This window comes from Thermomonas sp., assembly GCF_029945965.1.
GTDB lineage: Bacteria > Pseudomonadota > Gammaproteobacteria > Xanthomonadales > Xanthomonadaceae > Thermomonas.
The window spans coordinates 1-19135 of sequence record NZ_JAQSDO010000019.1; the positions used below are offsets into that span (position 1 = coordinate 1).

Annotated in this window: 16 protein-coding genes, 2 pseudogenes and 1 riboswitch; of the genes and pseudogenes, 13 read left to right on the top strand and 5 right to left on the bottom strand. The window is 61.7% G+C overall.

All coding sequences use genetic code 11. The features are described 5' to 3' along the window. The 3 genes and pseudogenes from PSV05_RS12015 to PSV05_RS12025 all read left to right on the top strand — a co-directional run. Window positions 1-786 (top strand): hypothetical protein (locus tag PSV05_RS12015; RefSeq protein WP_300065546.1); only part of this gene is annotated, 786 nt, incomplete at its 5' end. Between the two features lie 128 nt (window positions 787-914). After that, a pseudogene (locus tag PSV05_RS12020) lies at window positions 915-2003 on the top strand (IS3 family transposase). Between the two features lie 79 nt (window positions 2004-2082). Beyond that, window positions 2083-2211, top strand: a pseudogene (locus PSV05_RS12025) (DUF488 domain-containing protein); the annotation flags it as partial. A gap of 3 nt (window positions 2212-2214) precedes the next feature. Here PSV05_RS12025 and PSV05_RS12030 read toward each other — a convergent pair. The 4 genes from PSV05_RS12030 to PSV05_RS12045 all read right to left on the bottom strand — a co-directional run bounded on the left by PSV05_RS12030 (window position 2215) and on the right by PSV05_RS12045 (window position 6118). Beyond that, on the bottom strand, window positions 2215-2889 hold the full coding sequence (locus PSV05_RS12030) for a DNA-3-methyladenine glycosylase 2 family protein (RefSeq protein ID WP_300065548.1): 675 nt from the start codon (window positions 2887-2889) through the stop codon (window positions 2215-2217). Window positions 2890-2976: 87 nt separating this feature from the next. Then, on the bottom strand, window positions 2977-4038 hold the full coding sequence (locus PSV05_RS12035) for an SRPBCC family protein (RefSeq protein WP_300065550.1): 1062 nt from the start codon (window positions 4036-4038) through the stop codon (window positions 2977-2979). Between the two features lie 230 nt (window positions 4039-4268). Next, window positions 4269-4925, bottom strand: a complete 657-nt coding sequence (locus PSV05_RS12040) for a response regulator transcription factor (RefSeq protein ID WP_300065552.1) — start codon at window positions 4923-4925, stop codon at window positions 4269-4271. Next, entirely contained in the window at window positions 4922-6118 is a 1197-nt protein-coding gene (locus PSV05_RS12045; RefSeq protein ID WP_300065554.1) for a sensor histidine kinase, read from the bottom strand. Before PSV05_RS12045 ends, PSV05_RS12040 begins: the two co-directional genes overlap by 4 nt. Window positions 6119-6253: 135 nt before the next feature. On the opposite strand from PSV05_RS12045, the gene PSV05_RS12050 reads away from it, so the two are divergent. The 9 genes from PSV05_RS12050 to PSV05_RS12090 all read left to right on the top strand — a co-directional run bounded on the left by PSV05_RS12050 (window position 6254) and on the right by PSV05_RS12090 (window position 14525). Continuing rightward, window positions 6254-6853, top strand: a complete 600-nt coding sequence (locus tag PSV05_RS12050; protein ID WP_300065556.1) for a GNAT family N-acetyltransferase — start codon at window positions 6254-6256, stop codon at window positions 6851-6853. Further along, window positions 6850-7626 (top strand): septum site-determining protein MinC, encoded by a 777-nt coding sequence (gene minC, locus PSV05_RS12055; RefSeq protein ID WP_300065558.1) that lies wholly within the window; start codon window positions 6850-6852, stop codon window positions 7624-7626. Before PSV05_RS12050 ends, minC begins: the two co-directional genes overlap by 4 nt. Before the next feature lie 32 nt (window positions 7627-7658). After that, on the top strand, window positions 7659-8471 hold the full coding sequence (gene minD, locus PSV05_RS12060; RefSeq protein WP_300065560.1) for a septum site-determining protein MinD: 813 nt from the start codon (window positions 7659-7661) through the stop codon (window positions 8469-8471). 2 nt (window positions 8472-8473) lie between these two features. Beyond that, a complete protein-coding gene (minE, locus tag PSV05_RS12065) occupies window positions 8474-8740 on the top strand; it encodes a cell division topological specificity factor MinE (RefSeq protein ID WP_300065562.1) in 267 nt (88 codons plus the stop codon). A 217-nt stretch (window positions 8741-8957) separates the two neighbouring features. Beyond that, the gene (locus tag PSV05_RS12070) at window positions 8958-9455 is read left to right on the top strand and encodes a hypothetical protein (RefSeq protein ID WP_300065728.1); all 498 of its coding nucleotides are present in this window, start codon (window positions 8958-8960) and stop codon (window positions 9453-9455) included. 77 nt (window positions 9456-9532) lie between these two features. After that, window positions 9533-11533 (top strand): M2 family metallopeptidase, encoded by a 2001-nt coding sequence (locus PSV05_RS12075; protein ID WP_300065564.1) that lies wholly within the window; start codon window positions 9533-9535, stop codon window positions 11531-11533. Window positions 11534-11674: 141 nt separating this feature from the next. Further along, window positions 11675-12010 carry a carboxypeptidase-like regulatory domain-containing protein gene (locus tag PSV05_RS12080; RefSeq protein WP_300065566.1) on the top strand — a complete coding sequence of 112 codons (336 nt, stop codon included), beginning with the start codon at window positions 11675-11677 and terminating at the stop codon, window positions 12008-12010. Between the two features lie 48 nt (window positions 12011-12058). Beyond that, window positions 12059-13138, top strand: coding sequence for an aromatic ring-hydroxylating dioxygenase subunit alpha (locus PSV05_RS12085; RefSeq protein ID WP_300065568.1), 1080 nt, complete (start codon window positions 12059-12061; stop codon window positions 13136-13138). Window positions 13139-13181: 43 nt separating this feature from the next. Next, entirely contained in the window at window positions 13182-14525 is a 1344-nt protein-coding gene (locus tag PSV05_RS12090; RefSeq protein ID WP_300065570.1) for an amino acid permease, read from the top strand. Window positions 14526-14531: 6 nt separating this feature from the next. Here the strand turns inward: PSV05_RS12090 and PSV05_RS12095 are convergent, their stop codons facing one another. Next, window positions 14532-15788, bottom strand: a complete 1257-nt coding sequence (locus PSV05_RS12095; protein WP_300065572.1) for a multidrug effflux MFS transporter — start codon at window positions 15786-15788, stop codon at window positions 14532-14534. A 151-nt stretch (window positions 15789-15939) separates the two neighbouring features. Beyond that, a riboswitch (glycine riboswitch) is annotated at window positions 15940-16065 on the top strand. An 89-nt stretch (window positions 16066-16154) separates the two neighbouring features. On the opposite strand from PSV05_RS12095, the gene gcvP reads away from it, so the two are divergent. Further along, window positions 16155-19073, top strand: coding sequence for an aminomethyl-transferring glycine dehydrogenase (gcvP, locus tag PSV05_RS12100; protein WP_300065574.1), 2919 nt, complete (start codon window positions 16155-16157; stop codon window positions 19071-19073). Window positions 19074-19135: the final 62 nt, after the last annotated feature.

The following is a 19135-nucleotide window of genomic DNA, read 5'->3' on the forward strand; positions in this document are numbered from 1 at the left end:
GGTGGGTCAATTTTGGTTGGAAACCCCGGGTCAGTTTTGCGTGGAAATCAACACCGAGACCGCTTCGCGGCCTCGCTCATGCGTTATCGTGTGCGACGCCGCTCGGCCACTGCGCAGTCCGGCTTAACTCAGGTGTTAGGTGTGCTCATGAAACAACTCATTCTCTTGACGCTACTTGTCCTCTTGTTCTCGGCATGTAGCACGACACGAATAGCAAACCAGTGCCAATATGACAGGGACGCAATGCTGTCCTTGGATGAAGATTCGTTTGATCAGGACCTATCGAATAGCGGCGGCGGCTGGAGAAGCATTGGCAACATTAAAGGCTGTGAACTAGCTGCCGCACAGCTAATTTCGGCATATCGTGCGAAACATCCATCGTCCAGTTCTGTCCTTGCATGGCATGAAGGGCAAATGCTCGCCTCTGCAAATCAATATTCTCGGGCAATACCGCTGTTTGAGATCGCGCGAAAAGATCCAGCTGAAGACAAAGCTGGCTGGAATCACTACGTGGACGCAACAGTCGCCTTTCTCCGGAGGGACAAAGTTGCACTCATTGCTGCAAAGGAAAAACTCGCGGCCACTCCTTATCCAGAAGGGACAGGCATGCCGCCGATCAAGAACGGCTACATAGAATTCCCTGCGCAGCCAGGACAACCCGTCATGAGAATACATTGGCCGCCCAACATTGATGTAGTTGAAGGCCTGATTAATTGCTTCGACAAGTCGTATATCGAGGCAGACGGTACGTCTTGTCGGCCCACTCCTCCTGATCCGCACACCTAACTATTCGTTCAAGCCGGGACCGCTTCGCGGCTCGGCTCATGCGCTATCGTGTAGCACATGGTAATCCCCCCACAGGTTAGCTGCCCCCAGAAGTGGAATTTTCTCGTAATCTTTCCCGAGGAGGTTCCATGAAGACATCGCGATTCACCGACAGCCAGATCATCGGCGTACTCAAGCAGGCTGAGGCAGGCACCCCGGTTCCGGAGTTGTGCCGCGAGCACGGAATCAGCTCGGCCACGTTCTACAAGTGGCGTAGCTAGTTCGGCGGCATGGACGTGTCCATGGTCGCCCGGATGAAGGAACTTGAGGACGAGAACCGGCGCCTGAAGAAGATGTATACCGAGGCTCAACTCAGCGCCGATCTTTTGAAGGAAGCAATGTCAAAAAAATGGTGAGGCCACCTCAACGCTGTGAGATGGCCCGATCAGCGATCGAGGGCAGGCGCACGACCATCCGGCATGCATGCCAGACCTTTGTGAGGTCAGCCAGACCTGCTATCGCTACCAGGCCAAGGCGAACGAGGAGAACGCCAAGATTGCGGACTGGCTAGTGTGGCTGACCACGGTCTATCGCGATTGGGGCTTTGGCCTGTGCTTCCTGCACCTGCGCAACGTGAAGGGCTTTGGCTGGAACCACAAGCGGGTCTACCGCATCTACCGGGAGCTGGAATTGAACCTGCGGATCAAGCCGAGGAAGCGGATCGTCCGGGAGAAGCCCGAACCACTGGCGGTGCCCGAGACGATCAACCAGGTGTGGTCGATGGACTTCATGCACGACCAGCTCAGCGACGGACGCAGCTTCCGGCTGTTCAATGTGTTGGACGACTTCAACCGTCAGGGTTTGTGCATTGAGGTTGACCTGTCGTTGCCTGCCAACCGCGTGATCCGGTCGCTGGAGCAGATCATCGAGTGGCGCGGCAAGCCACGTGTGATCCGCTGTGACAATGGCCCGGAGTACATCAGTGGCGCCTTGCTGGCCTAGGCAGAACGGGAGGGAATCCGCATCGAGCACATCCAATCTGGCAAGCCGCAGCAGAACGCCTATGTCGAACGCTACAACCGGACCGTGCGCTACGCCTGGCTCGCCAGAACCCTGTTCGAATCCATTGAGCAAGTGCAGGACAAAGCGGCGCGCTGGCTATGGACTTACAACCACGAGCGCCCGAACATGGCCTCGGCGGCATCACCCCAATGCAGAAACTGGCACTCGCCGCTTAACTCCACTTTTGATGTCAGCTAAAAATGGGGGGATTACCGTGCCTGAGCATTCATTCTGGAGGGCGCTGGCCTGGTGTTTGCCATTAGCCTCGTCTGATCGCTCGCAAGGCATTGCAGCGTCGGCTGCTATTGCGAGGATGAAGCGCATTGCCACCGCTGGATCCTGCTTGAACTGCTGCAAATCGCTGGCGCGGCGATCACCGACTGACTGCTAATCCTGCGAACGCTTGATGGGCTTGGCTGTCACGGCAGCTGTATCGGCGATCCGCCACAGGAAGAAGCTGGCGTAACTGCGATACGGTCCCCAACGTTCCCCACGCTCGGCCAGTTGCCTGGGCGTTGGCATGACCTCCAGTTTGTCGACCACCTGCGCGCCCTTGCGGATGCCGAGATCATCAATCGGCAGCACGTCAGGCCGACCAAGCCGGAACATCAACATCATTTCCACCGTCCAGCGTCCGATGCCGCGAATCGGCACCAACGCCTCGACGATTGCATCTTCATGCATCGTGGACATGCGGCGTAGGTCGGGAATCTCACCAGCGGCCTCCCGGAGCGACAGGTCACGCAACGCCAGCAGCTTGTTGCCGGAAACGCCGCAGGCGCGAAGTGTGGCGTCATCACAACGAGAAAGCGTGGCGCCGTGAAGGCGTTGACTTGTTATTGCAGTTTCGACCCGCCCGACAATCGTCGCAGCGGCCTTGCCGCTCAACTGCTGGTAAAGGATTGCACGGGCCAACGCGTCGACCGGATCGAACGACTTGCGCCAGCGTGGATCTGCTTCGATCGGGTCGATCCTGCGCATCCAGGTTCCAAGCTTGCGGTCGCGCTGGCACAAATAGTTGAATGCGGTCTCGGTATCGAATCCTCGTGCGTGGCGTGGCATCGTGCCCTTCCTTTCAATAATTTCATTCGCCAAAAAACAAACGCCGCGACAAGCGCGGCGTTTGTTGATCACGGCTACATCGACTGATTACTTCAAAGGCCAGTAGACGTCGAACTCACCGTTCTCGGTAAACGAACCCGTGATGCCGGACTTGTACGATTCGTATGGACGATCCGTGACCTCATAACCAGCGGTCAGCGCCCAAGCACGCAATGCATTACGTACGGTTTCCAGCTCAGCCATGTAGCCGGTGTAGGAGGCCATGGCAACCTTGCCAGGCTTGGTCTGCACGAATTGCACCGGACCCTGCAGGGCAATCTTGCCGGTTTCGCCGCCATCCTTCTTGCGGACAGGCTGGGCGACATCGAAATTGTAGGTTTCACGCCCCAAGTCGGTGGTGATGATCCGCATCGGGCCTGCTGCTTCCAGGCCATTGGCTTCCATCACCCGGCGGAGCCACTCGGTATTCGCGGTCAGCGAGGACTGGATCTGCGAGTTGCCACGGTCCACGTTGCCCGCGGCGACGAACAGTAGATCCTCGGCGGGGCGCTGAACCATCTTGGGCGCGCTCATCTTGGTGCCCGACACCGCGTAGTCGACGTTCGGCACCGCAGCGAGCATGGTGACGATGCGCGACAGGCCCAGCTTCATGTCGTCGCCCACGTTGCGGGCGACATACAGTCCTGAATAACGGCCGATCAGATCCCAGCCATAGTCAACGTCGAAGGTCTGGGTGATCTCGACGTTGCGGTTGTTGCGGCCGGTCGGTTTGAATCTGAACTCGGTGCGCTTGTTACTGCCACGCTCCTGGTTTTCGATCTTGTAGGAGACTTTCTCGCGCGCGAGGCTCTCGGTGATTTGCCACGAGCCCTTGCCGATATGCTTGTTCTCGGACACGTAGTCAAGACGCGCGCCGACACCGGAATCCGGTCCGGAGTAATTCAGCTGTACGCGCGGATCACGCAGGACCAGCGGGTTCCATGCCTTGAAGCGATGCAGGCTGTTCAAGGAATCGAACACAATCGTCATCTTGCGATTAGTCTCGATCTTCTCGAACAGATGCCGTTCCGACGGCAAGACCAAGGCCACGACCAGGTATAGCGCCGCGACGATTGCGAGGGAAATCAGGATCTCGAGCAAACGAGTCATTCAGGAATCTCCGGGAGGGCCGCTAGCGCGGTGGCCGCGCAGACCCGCCATCCTACCAAACCATCAGCGGCCCGGGCGAGGGGGAATGCCAAGAAATCGCGACCGATTGCACCAATTGCAGCTCGAATGCCTTTAGCACGACGCGCTTGTGGTCGCGTACGCCGAGCCTGGACAAGGGTGATAAGGACGCGGCCGCCGCACTGCCACGAGCAGGTCCTATTGACCGGCCACTAGACCAATTGCAGCTCGAATGCCTTCAATACCGCGCGCGTACGGTCGCGTACGCCGAGCTTGGACAGGATGTTGGAGACGTGGTTCTTGATAGTACCCTCGGCAACGCCCAGGGAATTGGCGATCTCCTTGTTGGAAAAGCCCGATGCCATCAGCCGCAGGATTTCAGTCTCGCGATCGGTCAATGGGTCGGGACGATCCAGGCTGACGAACTCGTTGCGCATGTGCTCTAACCCGGACAACAGACGCTGAGTCACCACCGGCTGTACCAGCGAGCCACCGCCGGCCACGGTCTGGATCGCGTTGACCAACTGCTCCAGCGAGACATCCTTGAGCAGATAACCCTTGGCGCCCGCCTTGATACCGGCCAGCACCAACTGGTCATCGTCGAATGTAGTCAGGATGATCGTCGGCGGCAGCGCCCCCATCCGGCCAAGTGCCTGTAAGGCTTCCAACCCCGACATCGCCGGCATGCGCATGTCCATCAAGACCACGTCGGGCTTGACCTGCGGGATGGTTTCGACTGCCTGGCGACCATCGGACGCCTCGGCGACGACCTCGATGCCTTCGGCAAGCGACAGCAGGGAACGGATGCCCTGGCGGACCAGGGTTTGGTCGTCGACCAGGAACACACTGATAGAGACGGGTGGAATCATGCGGCCACTCCTTCGGGGATGCCGGAATCGGCGTTGACGCCGGTCGGCAGGGTCATGGTGAGTTGGAAGCCTTGCCCGGCGCGGGTTTCGATCTCCAACTGACCGCCAAGCTGGCGCAGACGCTCGCGCATGCCCTGTAGTCCGTTGCCGTTTGCAAGCAGATCGGTGCCGGAACCATCATCGCGCACCTGCAGGGTGATGCATTGCCCATCATTGCCAGCATTCAGCCAAAGATTATGGGCGTTGGCATGCCGCACAGCATTGGTGATGGCTTCCTGCGCACAGCGCAGCAACACGTGCGCGCGCTCCGGATCGTCCACCGTCAACGGCTGCTGGACATCCATGTGGATGGCAAGCTTGGGTACGTTCTCGGCCAACGGGCGCAGTGCAGCGCCGAGGTCGATCGCCCCGCTGTCGCGCAATTGGCTGACCGCTTCACGCACGTCGGTGAGCAGCAGCCTGGCCAAGGTATGCGCCTGTTGCACGTGTTCCTTGACCCGCCCATCCGAAAGATGACCAGCCACTTCAAGATTCAGGCTGAGCGCAGTCAGGTGGTGGCCCAGCAGGTCATGCAATTCGCGGGAGATGCGGGTGCGCTCATTGACGCGCGCGCTTTCCGCCAGCAATGCCCGGGTCGAACGCAGTTCGGCATTGAGTCGGCGCTGTTCTTCCCGCGCTTCTGACTGCTGCAGCGCAACAAGACTGGTGATGAATACGAAGCCGGAGATGCCGGCATACAGCATCGACTGCATCATCGCTTCGAACAGCGGGAATCTCAGGCCAAGCATGAAGACCGGCACCACCGCCAACTGCGCGACCACCAGCCAGACCACACCCAATCGCAGCGGCAGCAACCAGGGCAGCACGCAGGCCGCAACCATCAACAGCACGCTACCAAGGCCGGATTCGCTGTAGAAGCCCAAACCAATCGCAGCCAACGTAGTGACTGTCAGCAGCAGATAGTCCAGTGCCTGCCGGCGCTGACCCAGGCCACGGGTCAGCCACCAGTAGCCGATGCCGAAGGCGAAATAGCACGCCCAGCCCTCCCAGGGCATGACATGGGTAACGCTTTCTTCGCCCAATGGCTCCTGCCACTGGGCGATCCACGAATACAGCAATGGCAGGCATGCCATGGCCCAGGTGAACAGGCCGGCGAAGCGCAACAGGCGGGTATGGGAGAGGCGTGCAAGCATGGCGTCTTATAACCCCTTCCGGCATCTGTGCGCCTGCACCGAAGGTCATGGCCGCCCGGATCGGTGCGTGCGATAATCACGAACAGGTCGCACGCGACCCGGATCATCCGCAACAAGCCACACGGAGCCAAAGGAATGTCGATCGCCATCCGCGACGTGCGCGAGCACGAGCTGGATTCCGTCCTCGCCCTCAACAACGCCGCGGGACCTGCGATCCTCCCTCTCGACGCAGCCAAACTGCGCCAGTTGTTCGAGTCCGCGGAGTATTTTCGCGTGGCCGAGCGTGACGGCACGCTTGCCGGTTTCCTGATCGGCTTCGGTTCCACCGCGAGCCATGAGAGCAGCAACTTCGACTGGTTTGGCCAACGCTATCCGGATTTCTTCTATATCGACCGCGTGGTGGTGGCCAGCCGTCGCCGCGGCGGTGGCGTGGGCCGCGCCTTGTACGCCGACGTGCAGAGCTATGCCGAATTGCGCTACCCGGAAATGGCTTGCGAAGTCTTCCTGCAGACCGGAACGGATCACGCATTGCTGTTCCATGGCAGCTTCGGCTTCCGCGAGGTCGGCCAGCATGTGATGCCAGGCCATGAACTGCGCGGCGCGATGCTGATGAAGCCGTTGTGCAGCTTCGCATGGGTGCGCGAGACCTATGGTGATGCCTTGCCGGACGAGTCCTGGCTGGCGCATCCGCGAATCCAGCCCCAGGCCCACCGTGCAACAGGTACCCGTGCATGAGTACGGCGGTCGATTATGCCCAGGCCGGCGAATTGAAATTTGGCCAGGTCGGCATCGCCAACCTCCGCGTGCGCACCCTCGATGTGGCGCAACTGGCTAACGAGATGCGTGAACGCGTGCAGCGTGCGCCCAATCTGTTCGGACGCGTGGCGGTGGTGCTGGATTTTGGCGGCTTGAGCAAGGTGCCCTCGCCGGAGGAAGCACGCGCCCTGGTCGAGGGTCTGCATGAAGCCGGTGTTTTCCCGGTGGCGTTGGCCTATGGCACCAAGGAAGTCGATCTCTTGTCGCAGGCACTTGGCCTGCCCTTGCTGGCCAAGTTCCGCGTGCAGTACGAACCAGTGAGCGGGTCTTCAGTCCCGGCTGCGACTCCAGCCACGACTGAAGCATCTCCTGCAAAGCCTTCCATCGTTTCAACTGCGACCAAGCCTTCCCTGCCCAAATCCGGCCCCGGCCTGGTGCATGCAACCCCGGTGCGCTCTGGCCAACAGGTCTACGCGGACAATCGCGACCTGACTGTGGTCAGCACGGTGGGAGCCGGCGCGGAAGTGATCGCCGACGGATCCATCCACATCTACGGCCCACTGCGCGGCCGCGCGCTGGCCGGTGCGCAGGGCGATGAAAGCGCACGCATCTTCTGCCGCGAGTTCCATGCCGAACTCGTCGCCGTGGCTGGACACTACAAGGTCTTGGAAGACATCCCGGCCGAGCTGCACGGCAAGCCCGTGCAGGTCTGGCTGGATCAAGGACAACTCAAGCTCGCCGCGCTCGACTGAGCGCGGACAACCCTTCAACGGAGAAAGCCAACTTGGCGGAAATCATCGTAGTCACATCGGGCAAGGGCGGGGTCGGCAAGACTACCTCCAGCGCCAGTATTGCCACTGGCCTGGCGCGTCGCGGCAAGAAGGTCGCAGTCATCGACTTCGATGTCGGCCTGCGCAACCTCGACCTGATCATGGGCTGCGAGCGCCGCGTGGTGTACGACTTCGTCAACGTGATCCATGGCGAAGCCTCGCTCAAGCAGGCGCTAATCAAGGACAAGCGCTACGACTGCCTGTTCGTGCTGGCGGCGTCGCAGACCCGTGACAAGGACGCGTTGACCAAGGAAGGCGTCGAGAAAGTCCTGAAGGACCTGGGCGATGAGGGCTTCGACTATATCGTCTGCGACTCCCCCGCCGGCATCGAGAAAGGCGCGTTCCTGGCCATGTACTTCGCCGACAAGGCGGTGGTAGTGGTCAACCCGGAAGTCTCCAGCGTGCGCGACTCCGACCGTATCCTCGGCCTGCTGGCGTCCAAGACCCGCCGCGCCGAACAGGACGACGGCGAGGTCGGCGCCTACCTGCTACTGACCCGCTACAGCCCATCGCGGGTGGAAGCCGGCGAGATGCTGTCGATCCTCGACGTCGAGGAAGTGCTTGGGCTCAAGACGATCGGGGTGATTCCGGAATCCGGCGACGTGCTCAACGCCTCCAACAAGGGCGAGCCGGTGATCATGGATGCCGAGTCGAATGCCGGCCAAGCCTACGACGACGCGGTGGCGCGAATCATGGGAGAAGACCGGCCGATGCGCTTCACCCAGGTCGAGCGCAAGGGTTTCTTCAGCAAGCTGTTCGGAGGTTGAGCATGTCGATATTTGATTTCCTCAAGCCCAAGAAGAACACCGCTTCGGTCGCCAAGGATCGCCTGCGCATCATCATCGCGCAGGAGCGCAAGAGCGAAGGCCAGCCTGACTACCTGCCGCTGCTGCGTCGCGAACTGCTGGAAGTGATCCGCAAGTACGTCAACGTGGATGTCGATGCGGTCAAGGTGGACGTGGTCAAGGATGGCGAGCACGACGTGCTGGATATTTCGGTCGCACTGCCGGAAGAACGCGCGCAAGCCAGCGCCTGAACTCACCTTCTACTCGCCCCGGCTTGGAGCCATAGGCACGCGACTTTCTCGGGCTCTAAATGCCTGTCGAAGTTCACCTGCCTATGGCCCCAAACCTCATCGAAACCGCGGCTTCCCGAGGTGTGCGAGACGGCAGGAGCTGGCGGCATGGGCGGGGCAGGATTCGCCGGCATTTCGAGCCAAGAAGACTGCCCCGCCCATGCTGCCAGCGACGACGATGCCTCCTCAATCCAACATTCTTACCCTGGCCGACATCGCATTCGACGATGCTGCGGCATTGTTGGCGCGATTCGGATTGAACCTGCAACGCGTCGCCGATGGCGACTCGATCCCCGGCAGCTATTGGGGCGAATGCGAGGCCGGGATCATCGGCAACACCGTGCATGCGCGCACCGACACGCCGGTGCATTCGCTGCTGCACGAAGCCTGCCACCTGATCGTGCTGCCGCCAGAGCGTCGCAGCGGCGTGCATACCGACGCCACCGACAGCATCGAGGAAGAAGATGCCGTCTGCGTGCTGCAGGTGCTGCTGGGCGATGCACTTCCAGACGTAGGGCGCGAACGGGTACTCGCCGACATGGATGCCTGGGGCTATACCTTCCGGCTGGAATCGGCGCGAGCCTATGTCGAACACGACGCCGAAACTGCCTGGGCCTGGCTGCATGAGCACGGCCTGGTTGATGCGGATCGCAAATTGATCCTGCCGCCGGTCTGAGACCTGGAACTTGCAGCCAGCTGCACGCGCGGTCTAGCCTTGCTGTCCCGGCGCATGCGCCGAACCAGGAAGCCGCCGTGACCCTACGCCCCGCCCTGCTTGCACTCGCCATCGTCGGCGCATTGGGCCTTGCCGCCTGCAAACCTGACGCAACGCCAGCCCCGACCACCTCCGGCATTCCCGCACCCCCTGCTTCGGAAACCGCAGACCAGTTCGTCGCGCGGGTCAACGATGAGCTGCGCAACATCAGCGCAGAACTCAATTCTGCGCAGTGGTTGTCGAGTACATATATCAATAGCGACAGCGAACTGGTCGCTGCCAAGGCCAACGAGCGTTGGCTGACCCAGCTCAACGCGTGGATCGAGCAATCCCGACGCTTCGACGGCCAGAAGCTGTCACCCGAAACCGCACGTTCGATCAAGCTGATCAAGCTGATGACCGCGATGCCGGCGCCGAAGGATCCGGCCAAACTGGCTGAGCTCACCAGGATTGCTACACGCATGGAAGGCATGTATGGCGCCGGCAGCTACTGCACGGGTGAAGGCGAAGCCCGGAGGTGCCGCGACCTCGGCCAGCTCAGCGATGTTCTGGCGACCAGCCGCGACTACGACGCACAGCTGGATGCCTTCAATGGCTGGCACACGATCAGCCAGCCGATGCGCAAGGACTACACGCGCTTCGCCCAACTCGTCAACGAAGGCGCGAAGGAAATGGGCTTCGCCGATGCCGGCGAAATGTGGCGTTCCGGCTACGACATGACTCCGGCCGAACTGGCTGCCGAGACCGATCGTTTATGGGATCAGGTCAAGCCACTGTACGAACAGCTGCATTGCTATGCCCGCGGCAAACTGGACGCCAAGTACGGGCCGGACAAGGGCGAAGTGGCCGGCGGGATGCTGCCTGCGCACCTGATGGGCAACATGTGGCAACAGGAGTGGGGCAACCTGTGGGACATCATGCAGCCCTACCCGGGCGCAGGTAGCCTGGACGTGAACTTCGCGCTGCAAGCAATCGCACATGCCGATCTCACCAGCGAACGCAACAAGCCGGTTGATACGGGCGAGTCCGCGGCCCAGCATGAGGTCAATGCCGAGCGTGCTGCCGCATTGGACACGGCCAAGAAGATGGCCGAACGCGCGCAGGATTTCTACGTCTCGTTGGGCATGCAGAAGTTGCCGCAAAGCTATTGGGAGAAGTCGCAATTCATCAAACCGCTGGATCGCGATGTGGTCTGCCACGCTAGCGCCTGGGACATGAACATGGCTGGCGACGTGCGCACCAAGATGTGCATCAACCCGACCGAGGAAGACCTGACCACGATCTACCACGAGCTCGGCCACCTGTATTACGACCTGGCCTACAACAAGCAGCCGCCGATCTTCCAGAACGCCGCGCACGACGGCTTCCACGAAGCCATTGGCGACACCATCGTGTTGGCGATGACGCCGAATTACATGCATTCGGTCGGTCTGGTCGGCGCGCAGCAGCAGAGCCACGAGGCCATGATCAACGCACAGATGCGGATGGCATTGTCGAAGGTCGCGTTCCTGCCATTCGGCTTGATGATCGACCGTTGGCGCTGGGGGGTATTCGATGGTTCGATCAAGCCGGAGAACTACAACAAGGCCTGGTGGGACCTGAAGGCCAAGTACCAAGGCGTGGCGCCGATCAGCCCACGCGGCGAAACCTATTTCGACCCGGGCGCGAAATACCACGTCCCGGCCAACACGCCGTACACCCGTTACTTCCTGGCCCGCATCCTGCAGTTCCAGTTCTACAAGTCGCTATGCGATGCATCCGGCTACAAGGGTCCGCTGTACGAATGCAGCTTCTACGGCAGCAAGGAAGCCGGCGAGAAATACTCGGCGATGTTGTCCAAGGGCGCCAGCCAACCCTGGCAGCAGACCATGAAGGAACTGACCGGCGGCGAAAAGATGGATGCCAGCGCGGTACTGGAATACTTCGCCCCGCTGCAGGAGTGGTTGAAGCAGCAAAATTCGACCCAGCAGTGCGGATGGACGAGCAGCGCTTCAAGCACACACGCTAATCCCCAGCCAAACCCGCCAGCAGCGGGATAACTGTCAACCAAGGGCCACTCAAGGGCCGGCGCAAGCCGGCCCTTGAGTGGATGTGCACCAGATCACCTGCAACATTGCTTTCGGCACATGCAAATGCCACGCAGGTATAGAATTGTTAAAAACCTCCAATCGACTGGCCATATGATGAAGTTCAAGATTCTTGTAATCGCCCTTGGCATGACCGTTGCGTCGTTGTCGCTTTCTGCCAACGCACAATCGACCTCTGGCAATATCACTGGCGAAGCCAAGGCCGGCGACACGATTTACGTGACCAATACCGGCACCGGCCTCAAGCGTGAAACAAAGATCAGCAAGGATGGCAAGTACCAGGTCCGCAATCTGCCGGCCGGTACCTATCAAGTGGTCCCCATGCATGCCGACGGCAGCTTCGAACCATCGCAGCAGCTGGACGTCCGCTCGGGCTCGAGCAGTCGCGTAATGCCGCTATCGAAATCCGCTGAAGCCAACACGCCGTAAGCGGGCGACATCTGGCGCGGTTACCTGATCGGCAGCCATACTGTCGCCATGGACGACTTAGCCCCGCAAGCCCTTGCCACCGCCACCGCACTGCCGGCGCGTTACTACGTTGACGCATCGATGCCGGCGATCGACCGCAGCATGGTGTTCGACCGTAGTTGGCAACTCATCGCGCATGCATGCCAATTGCGCGATGCCGGCGATCATGTAATCGGCAACCTCGCAGGCTTGCCGCTGATCGCGGTACGCGGTGCTGATACGGCCATTCGCGTGTTCCACAACGTCTGCCGACATCGTGCCGGACCGATCGCGCAATGCGACGGGCTTGCCGCTAAGTCATTGCGCTGCCGCTATCACGGCTGGAACTACGGCTTGGACGGCGTGCTGAAATCCGCGCCGGAAATGCAGGATGCGCTGGACTTCGAACCGTCCTCGATCCATTTGCCGCAACTCGCGGTGAAGATCTGGCAAGGTCTGGTGTTTGCCGCAGTGGACGAAGCGCAGGCACCGGATTTTGATACGTTCGTCGCGGGCATCGATGCCCGCCTCGGCGCCGATCGCGGTCTGGAACACTACGACCGCCATCATCGCGTCGGTTACGACATCGCCTGCAACTGGAAGGTCTATGTCGATAATTTCCTCGAGGGTTACCACGTTCCGCACGTGCACCCTGGCCTCAACCGCCTGCTCGACTACCGCAGCTACCGCACCGAGCTGATGCAGTGGCACAACCTGCAATGGAGCCCGCTGGAAAGCGATGCCTCGCTGTATGGCAATGGCGACGCGCTTTATTACTGGCTGTGGCCGAACACCATGCTCAACATCCTGCCCGGCCGCCTGCAGACCAATCGAGTCATTCCGCTGGGCGTGGATCATTGCCGGGTGGAATTCGATAGCTACTACGCGACAAGCGACGATGAAGCTGCCGATGCCAAGCGCAACGCCGACCTGGAGTTCAGCGACGAAGTCCAGCATGAGGACCTCGGCATCTGCGAGGACGTGCAGCGTGGCTTTGCATCCGGTTCGTATGTACCGGGCCGGCTGAACCCTTTGCGCGAATCTGGCGTGCATCATTTCCATGAGATGCTGCGCGCGGCCTATCGCGAAGCCGGGTCGAACGCCGCTTAATCGCGCGTCAAGCATAACCGGCAAATCACAACAGGGATTCCGCATGTCCGAGTCGCAGTACGCCTCAACCGACAGCGGTACCCAGGCAAGCGCCAAACCGCTCGGCTTGTGGATGGCCATCGCGCTGGTCGTGGGCAGCATGATCGGTAGCGGCGTGTTCCTGCTGCCCGCGGCGCTTGCACCTTATGGCGCAGCCAGCCTGGTCGGCTGGGGCATCAGCCTGTGTGGCGCACTGCTGCTGGCCGCGACCTTCGCCAAGCTTGCAGTGCACTGGCCGTGCACCGGCGGCCCTTACGCTTACGTACGCCGCAGCTTCGGTGATGGCGCCGGATTCGCAGTCGCCTGGAGTTACTGGATCTCGATCTGGTCCGGCCTGGCCGGGATCGCGGTCGCCTTCGCCGGCAGCATCGGCGCGATCTTCCCGGCGCTGACCGCGACGCCCGTGCGCGCGGCGACCTGTGCGTTGTGCGCCCTGTGGTTCTGCACCTTCGTCAACTTGGTCGGCTTGCGTTCGGCCGGGCGCATGCAGGTGCTGGTGACCACATTGAAACTGGTGCCGCTGCTGTTGTTCGGGCTCGTCGCGCTGTGGTTCGTCGATGCCAGCAACTATGTTCCGTTCAACCCCAGCGGCAAAAGCTTGCCACAGGTGGCACAGATCACGGTGATCCTGACCATGTGGGCCTTCGCTGGCCTCGAGGTCGCGACTGTGCCGGCCGGGGCAATCCGTGACCCCAAGCGCACCATTCCGCGCGCGACCATACTCGGCACTTTACTTGCCGGCATCGCCACCATCCTGGCCTGCACCACCGTGCTCGGGCTGGTGCCAGCGGACACCCTTGCGCAATCGGGCGCGCCAATGGCCGACGCCGCTGGTCGCTTGTGGGGACCGGGCGCAGCAATGGGAGTCGCGATACTGGCGGCGGTCTCGACCTTTGGCGCAATCAATGGCTGGGTGCTGGTTTGCGCGCAGGTCTCGTTGGCTGCCGCCGACGATGGTCTGTTTCCGAAGCGCTTCGCGCGCCTCGATGCCAATGGCTCGCCAGCCTTTGGGATCTTGATAGGCGCTGTCCTGGCGACAGTGCTGGTGATCGCCAGCTACAGCCGCTCACTGGTAGAGCTGTTCACCTTCATTCTGCTGATCTCGACCTCGGCGATCCTGCTGCCCTACGCCGCCAGCAGCGCGGCCTGGCTGCGCAGCCACGGCGGCAACGGCGGACGCACGGTCGCAGCACTGGCCCTGATCTACAGCGTCTATGCATTGTTCGGGGCTGGCGGCGAGGCACTGGCATGGGGCGCGGTGCTGCTGCTGGCCGGCGTGCCGGTGTATTTGTGGATGCGTCGAACAAATCGAGCAACAATCATCGCCGCACACGACCCGGCAGCCTGACCCGGATTACATCTCGTCGGTAGGTTCCAGCCCCATCACCTGCACGGATGATGCGGTGCGCAGGCGACGCTGATCGCGTTGCTCATGGCGCCAGACAATCCACGCCACGATGCTGAATGTCGATGAGGCCAGTGCCAGTCCAATGCCGGTGCCACTGACGAGCGAGGACAGCACACCCGCGATCACCGCATTGGACAACAAGCCGGTGAACGCCTGCAGCGACGACGCCCCGCCACGCTGCTGCGGATACATGTCCAGGATCGCCAAGGTGAGGATCGGGAATACCAGCGCGATGCCAAATGCATTGAGGCTGATCGGCAACACTGCCCATGGTAGCCGCGGCGCTTCGACCAGCAGGTTGTAGCCGACGTTCAGAAGTGCCGCGGTGCCGCAACAGATGAATCCGATGTTGGCCAGGCGCACGCCATCGATCCGGCCAGCGGCGCGCCCAGACGCGAATGCGCCCAGCATCATCCCGCTGATCATCGGGATGAAGAACCAACCGAACTGGCGCTCGTTCAGGTGCATCAGGTCCAGCACGAATGCGGGTGCCGAGGCGATGTAGAGGAACAGCGCGCCGAAGTTGAGCGCACCAGCGATCGACAGGCGCACGAAACGCGGGTTGCCGAGGATGCCCAGGTAATTGCGCAACAAGGCTGCCGGACGCAGGCGCACGCGCGCTTCGGGCGGATGGGTTTCCGGCAGCGAATACGCCGCCACCACCCACAGCACGGCCGCGAACACCGCCAGGAACCAGAAAATCGCCTGCCATTGGCTCCAGCCCACGATCCAGCCGCCGATGATCGGCGCGACCGCCGGCGCGATGCCGAAGATCATCGAGACATGGCTCATCAAGCGCTGGGCATCGTCGCCCTGCAGCACATCACGGATCACCGCGCGGCCCACGATCATGCCAACACCCGCGCTCAAGCCCTGCAACGCGCGGAACAGCAGCAGCATCGGCATCGAGGTGGACAGCGCACATCCAACCGATGCCAGCACGAACACCGCAAGGCCAGCCAGGATGACCCGCTTGCGACCAATCGCATCTGACAGCGGGCCATGCACCACGCTCATCGCCGCATACGCCAGCAGGTAGACGCTGATGGTCTGCTGCATCGCCAGCTTGCCTGCGCCCAGGTTGGCGCCGATCTGCGGGAATGCAGGAAAAATGGTGTCGATCGAGAACGGCCCGAACATCGCCAGCGCGCCAAGAATGGCGGCCAGCCGACCGTAGGACACCTTGTTCGCCGAGGCATGCATACATGCATGGTACGGCGTGCCTGGTAAGGGACGCGCCATGGAAGCGGCTCTAGCAGCTATAATTCCGCCTGTGCATGGTGGGAGAAGTGGCGCGTAGCGCTGCTGCCGAAGGCGCAACCGCCCGGAATCGCTCAGGCCCGATACCGCCGTGTGACCAAACTCTGGAGAGATCGGCAGCACACGCATGCCGGCGCCGAAGGGGCAAGAAGTCGCTGCAGGTTCCCCTCCCCTGCCTGCGCGCTTCCAAACTCTCAGGCAAAAGGACAGATGGGCGAACGGGGATTTCGAGCGGCGTAGCCGCGAGCCCGTGAGCGCCCATCGGCCAGTTGGCCGATGGGCAGGAACATTCCTCCTCAGCCCCTCCGGATGCCTGCTCTCATGTCGACCCGCACCCCGCTGCGCACGCTCGAACACCACGACGCTTTCATCGAACGCCACATCGGCCCGAACGATGCCGAGATCGCAACCATGCTTGCGCAGATCGGCCACGACTCGCTGGATGCGATGACCGATGCAATCGTGCCCAGCAACATCAAGTCGGCGGCCCCACTGGCCATGCCGGAGGCGATCAGCGAGGTCGAAGCACTTGCAAAGATTCGTGGACTGGCGACGCAGAACAAAGTCCTGCGCAGCACCATTGGACAGGGCTATTACGGCACCCACACACCGAACGTAATCCTGCGCAACATCCTCGAGAACCCAGCCTGGTACACGGCGTACACGCCTTATCAAGCGGAGATTTCGCAGGGCCGCATGGAAGCGCTGATCAACTTCCAGACCATGTGCGCCGAGCTGACCGGCATGCAGATCGCCAATGCCTCGTTACTCGATGAAGGCACCGCCGCCGCCGAAGCGATGACCCTGGCCAGGCGTTCGGCGAAGTCGAAGTCGAATGTGTTCTTCGTCTCCAGCGGCGTACATCCGCAGACCCTGGAAGTGGTCAAAACCCGCGCCGAACCGTTGGGCATCGAACTGGTGATCGGTGCCGATGCCGATGCGCACGCTGTAGACAGCTTCGGCGTACTACTTCAATACCCGGACACCTTTGGCGCCGCCAACGATTACGCTGCACTGGCCGATGCCGTGCATGCGCGTGGCGGTCTGGTCGCGGTGGCCACCGACTTGCTGGCGCTGACCTTGCTTGCGGCGCCCGGCGAATGGGGCGCGGACATCGTGGTCGGCAACAGCCAGCGCTTCGGCGTGCCGTTCGGTTTCGGTGGCCCGCATGCCGCGTTCATGGCCTGCCGCGATGCATTCAAGCGGTCGATGCCGGGCCGCTTGATCGGCGTCTCATTGGATGCCGAAGGCAAGATAGCCTACCGCTTGACCCTGCAGACCCGCGAGCAGCACATCCGCCGCGAAAAGGCGACCTCCAACATCTGCACCGCGCAGGTGCTGTTGGCAGTGATGGCCTCGATGTACGCGGTCTATCACGGCCCGCATGGGCTCATCCGTATTGCCAGCCGCACGCATCGGCTGGCCGCGATCCTCGCACGTGCACTGCGCGATGCCGGCGTGGCAGTGGGCAACGACTTCTTCGACACGTTGCACGTCACCGGCATCAATGCTGCGTCCATCCATGCCAAATCCGTCGCGGCTGGCTACAACCTGCGCCGCATCGACGGCTCAAGCGTCGGTATCAGCCTGGACGAAACCGCCACCCGCGAAGACGTGTTCGCGCTGGCCGCGGTGTTCGGTGCGCGTATTCCAGATATCGACGCAATGGACGCGAACACCGAAGACGGGTTGCCGACTGCACTGCTTCGCACCACGGCATTCATGCAACACCCGGTGTTCAACAGCCACCACAGCGAGCATGAAATCCTGCGCTACATGCGCGCGCTCGCGGACAAGGACCTGGCGATGGATCGGACGATGATCCCGCTGGGCAGCTGCACCATGAAGCTCAATGCCACCGCCGAGATGATTCCGGTGACCTGGCCGGAGTTCGGCAACATCCATCCACTCGCACCCGCCGACCAGGCGCAGGGCTACAAGGGCCTGATCGAGAGCCTTGAAGCGATGCTGGTGGAATGCACCGGCTACGATGCCGTCAGCCTGCAACCCAACTCCGGTGCGCAGGGCGAATACACCGGGCTGCTCGCAATTCGTGCCTACCATGCCTCGCGCGGACAGGCTCAGCGTGACATCTGCCTGATTCCGGAATCCGCGCATGGCACCAACCCGGCATCGGCGCAGCTGTGCGGGATGAGCGTCGTCGTCACCAAATGCGACAGCAATGGCAACGTCGATGTCGAGGACATCCGCCGCAACGCCGAAAAATACAGCGACCGCCTGGCTGCGCTGATGATCACCTATCCGTCCACCCACGGCGTGTTCGAAGAAGATGTGGTCGAGATCTGCGAAATCGTGCATGCGCACGGCGGACAGGTCTACACCGACGGCGCCAACATGAACGCGCTGGTCGGCGTGGCCAAGCCGGGCAAGTGGGGTTCGGACGTGTCCCACCTCAACTTGCACAAGACCTTCTGCATCCCGCACGGCGGCGGCGGCCCAGGTGTCGGCCCATGCGCGGTCAAGGCGCATCTGGCGCCATTCCTGCCGAAGACAGCCACCTACGATGCCTTCGCCACCGAGGGCGTTGGCGCTGGCAACATGGTCAGCGCTGCGAGTTATGGCTCGGCATCGATCCTGCCGATCAGCTGGATGTACATCACCTTGATGGGCGCGACCGGCCTGCGCAAGGCGACACAAGTGGCGATGCTCAATGCCAACTACATCGCCCGAAGGCTGGCACCGCACTACCCCACTCTTTACACCGGTCGCAACGGACTGGTGGCACACGAGTGCATCCTCGACCTTCGCCCGCTGGAAAAGCTCAGCGGCATCAGTGCCGAAGATGTGGCAAAACGCCTCATCGATTTCGGATTCCACGCGCCGACGTTGAGCTTCCCGGTCGCCGGCACGCTGATGGTGGAACCGACCGAGTCCGAGTCCCTGCATGAACTCGATCGCTTCATCGACGCCATGATCCAGATCCGCGACGAGATCCGCATGGTCGAGCGCGGCGAACTGGACCGCGAGGACAACCCGCTCAAGCACGCGCCGCATACCGCCACGCAAGCGGCAGCGGCCGAATGGACGCATGCCTACAGTCGCGAGCTGGCAGTGTTCCCGCTGGCCACGCTGCGCCTGCAGAAGTACTGGCCGCCAGTGGCGCGCGTGGACAATGTCTATGGCGACAAGAACGTGTTCTGCAGCTGCGTTCCGATCGGTGATTTCAAGGACGAACCGGAAGCCTTCAGCGAGCCCATGGCGGTGTGAGTCGCCTGAGCGAATGGGCCAGCATGGCCGCACGCTCCCCCTGTTCCCGTACTCCCCATATC